Raw genomic sequence first — 6,630 nt, 5'->3', positions numbered from 1 at the left:
AACAAATCAATCGCCTGTTAATCTGACCGGTTTTATTGAAGCGGATCTTGCGCCGATCGCATTCAACTACCAGGTAGGGGGGAGTGAGATCTTAAATAACGGTCATACGGTGCAAGTTAATTATAAAAAAGGCAGTTCAATCACTATTGATGGGCTGCAGTTTGATTTATTACAAGTGCATTTCCATGCGCCCAGCGAAAACCATATCAATGGTATATCCTACCCGTTAGAAGCTCATCTGGTACATGCAGACAAAGAGGGCAAGCTTACTGTTGTGGCTGTAATGTATGAAGTGGGAGCGGAAAATGCAACACTTGCAGGGGCTTGGTCACAACTGCCTAAACATGCGGGTGATCAATACAAATTAAATACGGAACTGGATATTAATGGCCTGCTGCCAAAAAATCGTGACTATTACCGTTTTAATGGTTCATTAACAACACCTCCCTGTTCTGAAGGGGTCCGTTGGTTAGTATTAAAAGAGAGTGTGGCGGTCTCTGCTGCGCAAGTTAAGGCATTTTCAAGCGCACTAACCGGACCCAATAACCGTCCAATTCAAGCAACAAACTCACGTGTTATTTTGAAATAATAGTCAGAGAAGCAGGGGAAGATTACTATTTCCCCCTGTTCATTTAATAGATTTGCTACTAGTTAAGGATTTAAACGGGTAATTTTCCAACCGTTTTGAGTTGATTGATACACAAATCGATCATGTAATCTGTCTGCTTTTCCCTGCCAAAATTCGATACGTTCAGGTATCACGCGGTAACCCCCCCAAAATTCGGGTAATGGTACCTCTTTACCTGCAAATTTCTTTTCAAAATATTTTACGCGCTCGACCAATGTCTCGCGATCCAGCAGCAGTTCACTTTGATGTGATGCCCATGCACCGATACGACTGCCGCGTCCGCGTGTTTGAAAATAGGCATTTGACTCCTCCTGCGTGATACGTTCAACGCGTCCTTCAATGCGTACTTGGCGTTGCAGCATGTTCCAGTGAAACAGGAGGGCTGCGTACGGGTTCGACTCTAGTTCAATGGCTTTATGGCTAGCGTAATTAGTAAAAAAAACAAAACCTTTTTGATCCACCTCTTTTAATAACACCATGCGTGAAGAGGGACGGCCTACCGCTGTACATGTGGCGATAGACATAGACTCAGGTAAAATAATGCCGCTCTTTTCTGCCTCGGCTAACCATTGTTTAAAAAACGAAATAGGGTCGTCAGTGGTGGTGAGTGCTTTATTTTCGATTAACAAACCCTGGCCAAGGGTAAAAGCGCAACGAAGCTTACTGATAAAGGACATGCTATCTTCTTATTTTAATTAGTATGTTGATATGCGCAGTGTATAATTTGCGACAAATTTTGTCGAACACTTCAGTCAACTCGGCCCGTTAAAAATTGAATTAATGGCGTACTGTCTGTCCTCTCTGCCGTGATTTTGCATAGAAATCAGGCCAACTTGAAGACAGAGTGCTTCGTTTCGAGCATCACTGAATAAATAGAGAATATAATAATGAGTAAAATTTACCATCATTCTGTACAAATTTATTACGAAGATACAGACCATTCCGGTGTTGTATATCATCCAAATTTTCTTAAATATTTTGAGCGCGCACGCGAACACGTAATTGACAGCGATAGACTTGATAAATTATGGCGTGAAAAAGGGGTCGGTTTTGCAGTATACAAAGCGAATATTGTCTTTCAGGATGGTGTTCAGTTTGCTGAGGTGTGCGACATTCGTACGAGCTATAAACTTGATGGTAAATATAAAACGGTGTGGCGACAGGAGTTTTGGCGGCCAGGCGCAAGTAAAGCCGCTGTAATTGGCGATATTGAAATGGTTTGTTTAGATAAAGAAAAACGGTTACAAGCGATTCCGGATGAAATTCTTACGACTTTGTGTGGTGACGAGTAAAAGCAGATTGGCTCTCAATATTATTAACGTAATTCACATTTAAATGATTTTATTATAATGGTAATTGAAGCACAATAATTAAGCCCAATTTATAATTGGGATCGCAAAGTTAACATAAATAACCACGAACACTTGCTAGATTTAAAAAGATGCGTAAATTTATATATTGACCTTATTGATATAAATAAAATTTTTTGGAGGTAATGTGTTAATAACCCAAGATGATAGACGTGCGTTTCACCGAATGGCGATTGAAACGGGTGTAAAAGTCACTAAAGGCGAGAGTGAATTACAGGGAATCTGTAAAGATTTAAGCAGTACAGGAATGTCTATTCAATTAACCGATAAAAGTTTAAAAGCGGGCGATCAAATAGAGGTGCTACTTGATACTGATCATCCTAGTTTCCCTCCTTTAAATGCACAAGCCGTTGTATTACGTCTGCTTGAGCAGGATGGTCACTATCTTGCCGCGATCGAATTTACTACGGTAAAATAACTTATTTAAGAATAATTTATGACTCATAAATAGTAAACATAGACTAAAGTTATAGTCGAAGTAGCGGCTTAAAAGGAGGATATTATGTTATTTCACAACAAAGCGGGGCAAGCGATGAACCTGGCCGATAATTTAACTATTAAAGAGTTATTGGAGATGGGGGTTGAACTTACTCTTTCTGAAAAAATAGATCCTAACCATGAATTATGGTTGGCAGATGATATTAAAGAACAAATTGCGCAGCAAGAGAAGCAAGCTAAAAAAGGTGCTAAGTAGTTTAAATCCCTCAGTTTTAACTGGGGGATTATGTTTATTTATCTCTCTAGTTTTGAACTGAATCCATTTTTAATTATTGCGACTGTTAAATTTTAATCTATTGAAACTGGTTTTTTAAAGTCTATCTTTTAAATACCTTATATTCTGATTTTAAAGGATTAATATGAAAATTTACGGGAGTTTTACCTCACCTTTTGTACGCCATTGCCGAATCGCATTATTAGAGACAAACTTAGCCTGTGAGTTTATTGAGACAGATGCAGCGCATAGTGCCAAATTATCACCCACTAAAAAAGTCCCTCTGTTAGTTGATGACGATCTTATTTTGACCGATTCAAGCTCAATTCTTAAATATATTAGAGAAAAAGCAGGCCTCCATTTCTTTGCGGAGATTAACGATTTTGAGCTGTTCAATATGACAAACACTGTGCTGGATGCGTGTGTGAATATTTTTTTATTAGAAAGCTTTGACGGGATAAAACTTAGCGATAGCAAATATCTACAACGTCAAAATGGCCGTGTTTTGTCGGGCCTAAAGGCATTAAATAGTGCCGTGTTAGCAACTCAATTACCGTTGACTGAGGGACAACTCCGTTTGGCGTGCTTCCTTGACTGGGGCCTTTATCGTAATCGAATAGATCTGTTTGAGTTGGATAATTTGTCTAAACTTCTGGTTCTGGCGAAAAAAGATAAATACTTTGCTGATACTGCCCCAGAGAGCTAAAACTGTCCGATGACAGCAATCGTAAAGGCCATTTTTCCTACGGTTTAAGCACCATTAAATACGCTTAGTAATTCGCTAGCGGAAAAAATGTCGAGCTTAAAATCGTGTTTTAATTGCCCGCTATTTATGCAGATTGCAACGCAATGTGTCTGATCCGGGTAAGTTAAGCAGCTATACCAATCTTGATTATTTTGCACAGGGCTTTTCGGTGAAAAAGAGAGTGAAATGTTATCGTTAAATTTTCTCGGCTCTGCCTGACCAATTTCAAAGCTAAAAGTGTCTAGACCTTGGCTAATGCCAAATCCTGTTGCTTTCACAAAGGCCTCTTTAAGTGTCCAGTATTCAAAAAATCCTGCGCGCTGTAATTCCGGGGCAAGTTTTTTGATATTTTGATATTCGCTCGCTGAGAAATAACGTTTGGAGATAGCTTCAACGCTAATTTTGCGTGACAAACTTTCCACATCACAACCGATATCATGATTCAAACATACAGAACAGATCACTAAATTATCGTTGTGGCTTAGATTAAAACGCAGTGCAAAAGGGGCGTTTTTGAGTTCGGGTTTACCATGTTCGCTAATAGTAAATAACCAATCTTGGGGGGCTGTCTGTGCATACTGAGATAAGACCAAGCGTACAAAAGCCCGCGTGATAAGGGCGGTATGTTGCGCTTTAGGGAAACGGTATCTGTTTATTCTTTCAATTTCAGCAGGGGGGAGTAAATTTTTTAGTGAGTTTAGTACGCTCGTCTCGTTTACTGCTTGAGGGTCAATGGTCCACAAATGAATATTGTTATTTTGAAGCGCTAAAATTGAAGCTGAATTTCTACTAAACACGTATTCACCAGTGTCATACAGCAAAAAGGGACAGTCAGACTATCCCTTTTTTTTGCAAAAAATAATTATTTTTCGGTATCTTGAAGTGAAAATGTATTTATTTTTTTGCTTATTTCACGACGCTCTTTTGAGAGCTCTGCGCCTTTGATGATATGGTCATCAACACGATCTTCGTAATCACAGCGCATATTTTTAATGATCTTTATAATATCTTCAGGTTTCATGTCTGGGGAAATATAATCAGTTAAATTCGTTAGTAGATCTACGCGTTTACTATTATCACGAATTTTTTTTTCGTTATCGATAATTTCGCGTTTTAATTTATTTTTACGGCGAGCATATTTCACCAATTCGAGCACATTACCCATAAATCACACCTTTTTTATTAGATATTAAAAAAAAATTATTTAAGCATTAATAGTTGAGTTGTTATTGTTATGAAATCAATAACACGCTTCTTTTTAAAGACAGAATCATTATACCTATTGTGGAGAATAAGGTGACACTTATTTTTAATTTTTAAAAGAGAAGTGATTGAATCGATTTAACTCTTCTTAATCGTATATATTATAGACATCTATTTTTCTGCAAATAGATTTTCACTTACTGTCGCACTTTTACTTTATTATTGTTATCCCGGCTTCGTCTAATTAAACGATTGTCAGTTTGATGCGTTGTAGATTTGGCCAATCGGTCGTAAAGCACAACATTAACGGTGGCGGCAAGATTCATACAACCAATGGTGGGGATGTACACAACGGCATCGGCTTGATCTATTAAGCTTTGATCTATCGTTCCATCTTCGGGCCCAAATATATAGAGGGCTTTCTCTGGATGGTCAAATGTCGGTAACGGTGAGGCGCCTTCTACAAGATCAACACAGATAACTTTTACCTCATTAGCTTTATCATCGAGCAGGTTTTTCACCGCTGTTAATGGCATAGTGGCACTTATTTTTTTGGTATCTGTATTGAGTTTTACGGCGCGATCATATCTTTCACCTGTATATAAAACCGAATCAACGCAGAAACAACCCGCTGCACGCATGACAGCGCCTACATTTGTCGGGCTTTTAGGGTTACTTAATCCAATAATTATTTTTGTATCAGGCATAACAGTTCTTATCAGTAAGTTGAAATTAGATAGAGTAGAGTGAGCGGTAGCGGTCGTCAAGAGGGTTTGTATAGATGTTGTTGATAGGATCTTAGCGTTTACGAGCCTCAAGTAGAGGCTCTGATATCATTTTAATTATTCAGCAGCTTGGTTTTTTTCAACTTCAACTGCTTGTTTAATTATCGGTTGTAATTCACCTTGTTGGAACATTTCTAAAATAATGTCACAGCCACCGATTAATTCACCACCTACCCATAGCTGTGGGAAGGTCGGCCAGTTGGCATATTTAGGCAGCTCAGCACGGATATCTGGATTTTGTAAAATATCGACATATGCAAAAGGGTGGCCACACTGCATTAATGCTTGTGATGCTTGAGATGAAAAACCACAGCTTGGAAGTTTTGGGGAGCCTTTCATGTAAAGTAAAACTGCATTGTCACTAATCTGTTTTTTAATTTTGTCTAACGTTTCCATCTATAATGCCCCATAATTAATTTTCTAGATTATACTCAAATTTGATCATTAACAAAACACTGTATAAATTGTGGTTAATAAGTCATTTTTAACAAGAAAATAATTTTACCATAAAAACAAAGTTGACATAGATCAATTTTTTACTCAAGATAAGTTTGTAAACGATATTAGTGAAGTAACAGGTTGATAAAACAACAAGTTGATAAAATAACACTAAGCAATTCCCATCATCCGGAGAAAAATGTCATGGCTTTTGAATTACCAGCTCTACCATTTGCAAAAGACGCGTTAGAACCTCATATTTCAGCAGAAACACTTGAGTTTCATTACGGTAAACATCATGCAACTTATGTGCAAAAATTAAATGGTCTTGTTGAAGGAACTGATTTAGCTAATAAATCATTAGAAGAGATCATTAAAACAAGTGCGGGACCATTATTTAATAATGCAGCACAAGTATGGAACCATACTTTTTACTGGAACTGTTTAGCGGCAAATGCTGGCGGTGAGCCAACAGGCGCTATTGCAGAAGCAATCACTGCAAGCTTTGGCTCATTTGCAGCTTTCCAAGCGGCTTGGAATGATAAAGCGGTTAATAACTTTGGTTCATCTTGGACATGGCTTGTTAAAAAAGCAGATGGTTCATTAGAAATCGTTAATACATCAAATGCAGCTACCCCGTTGACAGATCAAACAGTAACAGCCTTATTGACTGTCGATTTGTGGGAGCATGCCTATTATATCGATTACCGTAATGCACGACCTAATTACCTAAAGGGTTTTTGGGCACT

Annotated in this window: 11 protein-coding genes; 6 read left to right on the top strand and 5 right to left on the bottom strand. The window is 38.1% G+C overall.

Annotated elements, in window-relative coordinates:
- Positions 1 to 589, top strand: a 589-nt coding sequence (locus ACJAT7_RS16970) for a carbonic anhydrase (protein WP_415227989.1), incomplete at its 5' end; no start/stop codon positions are given.
- A 62-nt stretch (positions 590 to 651) separates the two neighbouring features.
- Here ACJAT7_RS16970 and pdxH read toward each other — a convergent pair.
- Positions 652 to 1,305, bottom strand: a complete 654-nt coding sequence (gene pdxH / locus ACJAT7_RS16965) for a pyridoxamine 5'-phosphate oxidase (RefSeq protein ID WP_415227988.1) — start codon at positions 1,303 to 1,305, stop codon at positions 652 to 654.
- 210 nt (positions 1,306 to 1,515) lie between these two features.
- Here pdxH and ACJAT7_RS16960 point away from each other — a divergent pair, with 210 nt between their 5' ends.
- The 4 genes from ACJAT7_RS16960 to ACJAT7_RS16945 all read left to right on the top strand — a co-directional run bounded on the left by ACJAT7_RS16960 (position 1,516) and on the right by ACJAT7_RS16945 (position 3,416).
- Positions 1,516 to 1,920 carry an acyl-CoA thioesterase gene (locus ACJAT7_RS16960; RefSeq protein WP_415227987.1) on the top strand — a complete coding sequence of 135 codons (405 nt, stop codon included), beginning with the start codon at positions 1,516 to 1,518 and terminating at the stop codon, positions 1,918 to 1,920.
- A 205-nt stretch (positions 1,921 to 2,125) separates the two neighbouring features.
- Positions 2,126 to 2,416, top strand: a complete 291-nt coding sequence (locus ACJAT7_RS16955) for a PilZ domain-containing protein (RefSeq protein WP_415227986.1) — start codon at positions 2,126 to 2,128, stop codon at positions 2,414 to 2,416.
- 84 nt (positions 2,417 to 2,500) lie between these two features.
- Positions 2,501 to 2,692, top strand: coding sequence for a hypothetical protein (locus ACJAT7_RS16950; RefSeq protein ID WP_415227985.1), 192 nt, complete (start codon positions 2,501 to 2,503; stop codon positions 2,690 to 2,692).
- Between the two features lie 163 nt (positions 2,693 to 2,855).
- Positions 2,856 to 3,416 (top strand): glutathione S-transferase family protein, encoded by a 561-nt coding sequence (locus tag ACJAT7_RS16945; RefSeq protein ID WP_415227984.1) that lies wholly within the window; start codon positions 2,856 to 2,858, stop codon positions 3,414 to 3,416.
- Positions 3,417 to 3,460: 44 nt separating this feature from the next.
- Here ACJAT7_RS16945 and ACJAT7_RS16940 read toward each other — a convergent pair whose 3' ends face one another.
- The 4 genes from ACJAT7_RS16940 to grxD form a co-directional block, all read right to left on the bottom strand.
- Positions 3,461 to 4,252: a 4'-phosphopantetheinyl transferase family protein gene (locus ACJAT7_RS16940; protein ID WP_415227983.1), complete on the bottom strand. Its 792-nt coding sequence runs from the start codon at positions 4,250 to 4,252 to the stop codon at positions 3,461 to 3,463.
- A 65-nt stretch (positions 4,253 to 4,317) separates the two neighbouring features.
- Positions 4,318 to 4,620 carry a DUF496 family protein gene (locus ACJAT7_RS16935; RefSeq protein ID WP_415227982.1) on the bottom strand — a complete coding sequence of 101 codons (303 nt, stop codon included), beginning with the start codon at positions 4,618 to 4,620 and terminating at the stop codon, positions 4,318 to 4,320.
- 235 nt (positions 4,621 to 4,855) lie between these two features.
- The gene (locus ACJAT7_RS16930) at positions 4,856 to 5,365 is read right to left on the bottom strand and encodes an RNA methyltransferase (protein ID WP_415227981.1); all 510 of its coding nucleotides are present in this window, start codon (positions 5,363 to 5,365) and stop codon (positions 4,856 to 4,858) included.
- Between the two features lie 135 nt (positions 5,366 to 5,500).
- Entirely contained in the window at positions 5,501 to 5,839 is a 339-nt protein-coding gene (gene grxD / locus ACJAT7_RS16925) for a Grx4 family monothiol glutaredoxin (RefSeq protein WP_415227980.1), read from the bottom strand.
- Positions 5,840 to 6,085: 246 nt separating this feature from the next.
- Here grxD and ACJAT7_RS16920 point away from each other — a divergent pair.
- A partial coding sequence (locus ACJAT7_RS16920) for a Fe-Mn family superoxide dismutase (RefSeq protein ID WP_415227979.1) occupies positions 6,086 to 6,630 on the top strand: 545 nt, incomplete at its 3' end.

The organism is Psychromonas sp., assembly GCF_047632995.1.
In the GTDB taxonomy this organism is placed as follows: Bacteria; Pseudomonadota; Gammaproteobacteria; order Enterobacterales; family Psychromonadaceae; genus Psychromonas.
The sequence above is the reverse complement of the archived record's forward strand: the minus strand, read 5'-3'. Positions and strand labels throughout refer to the sequence as shown.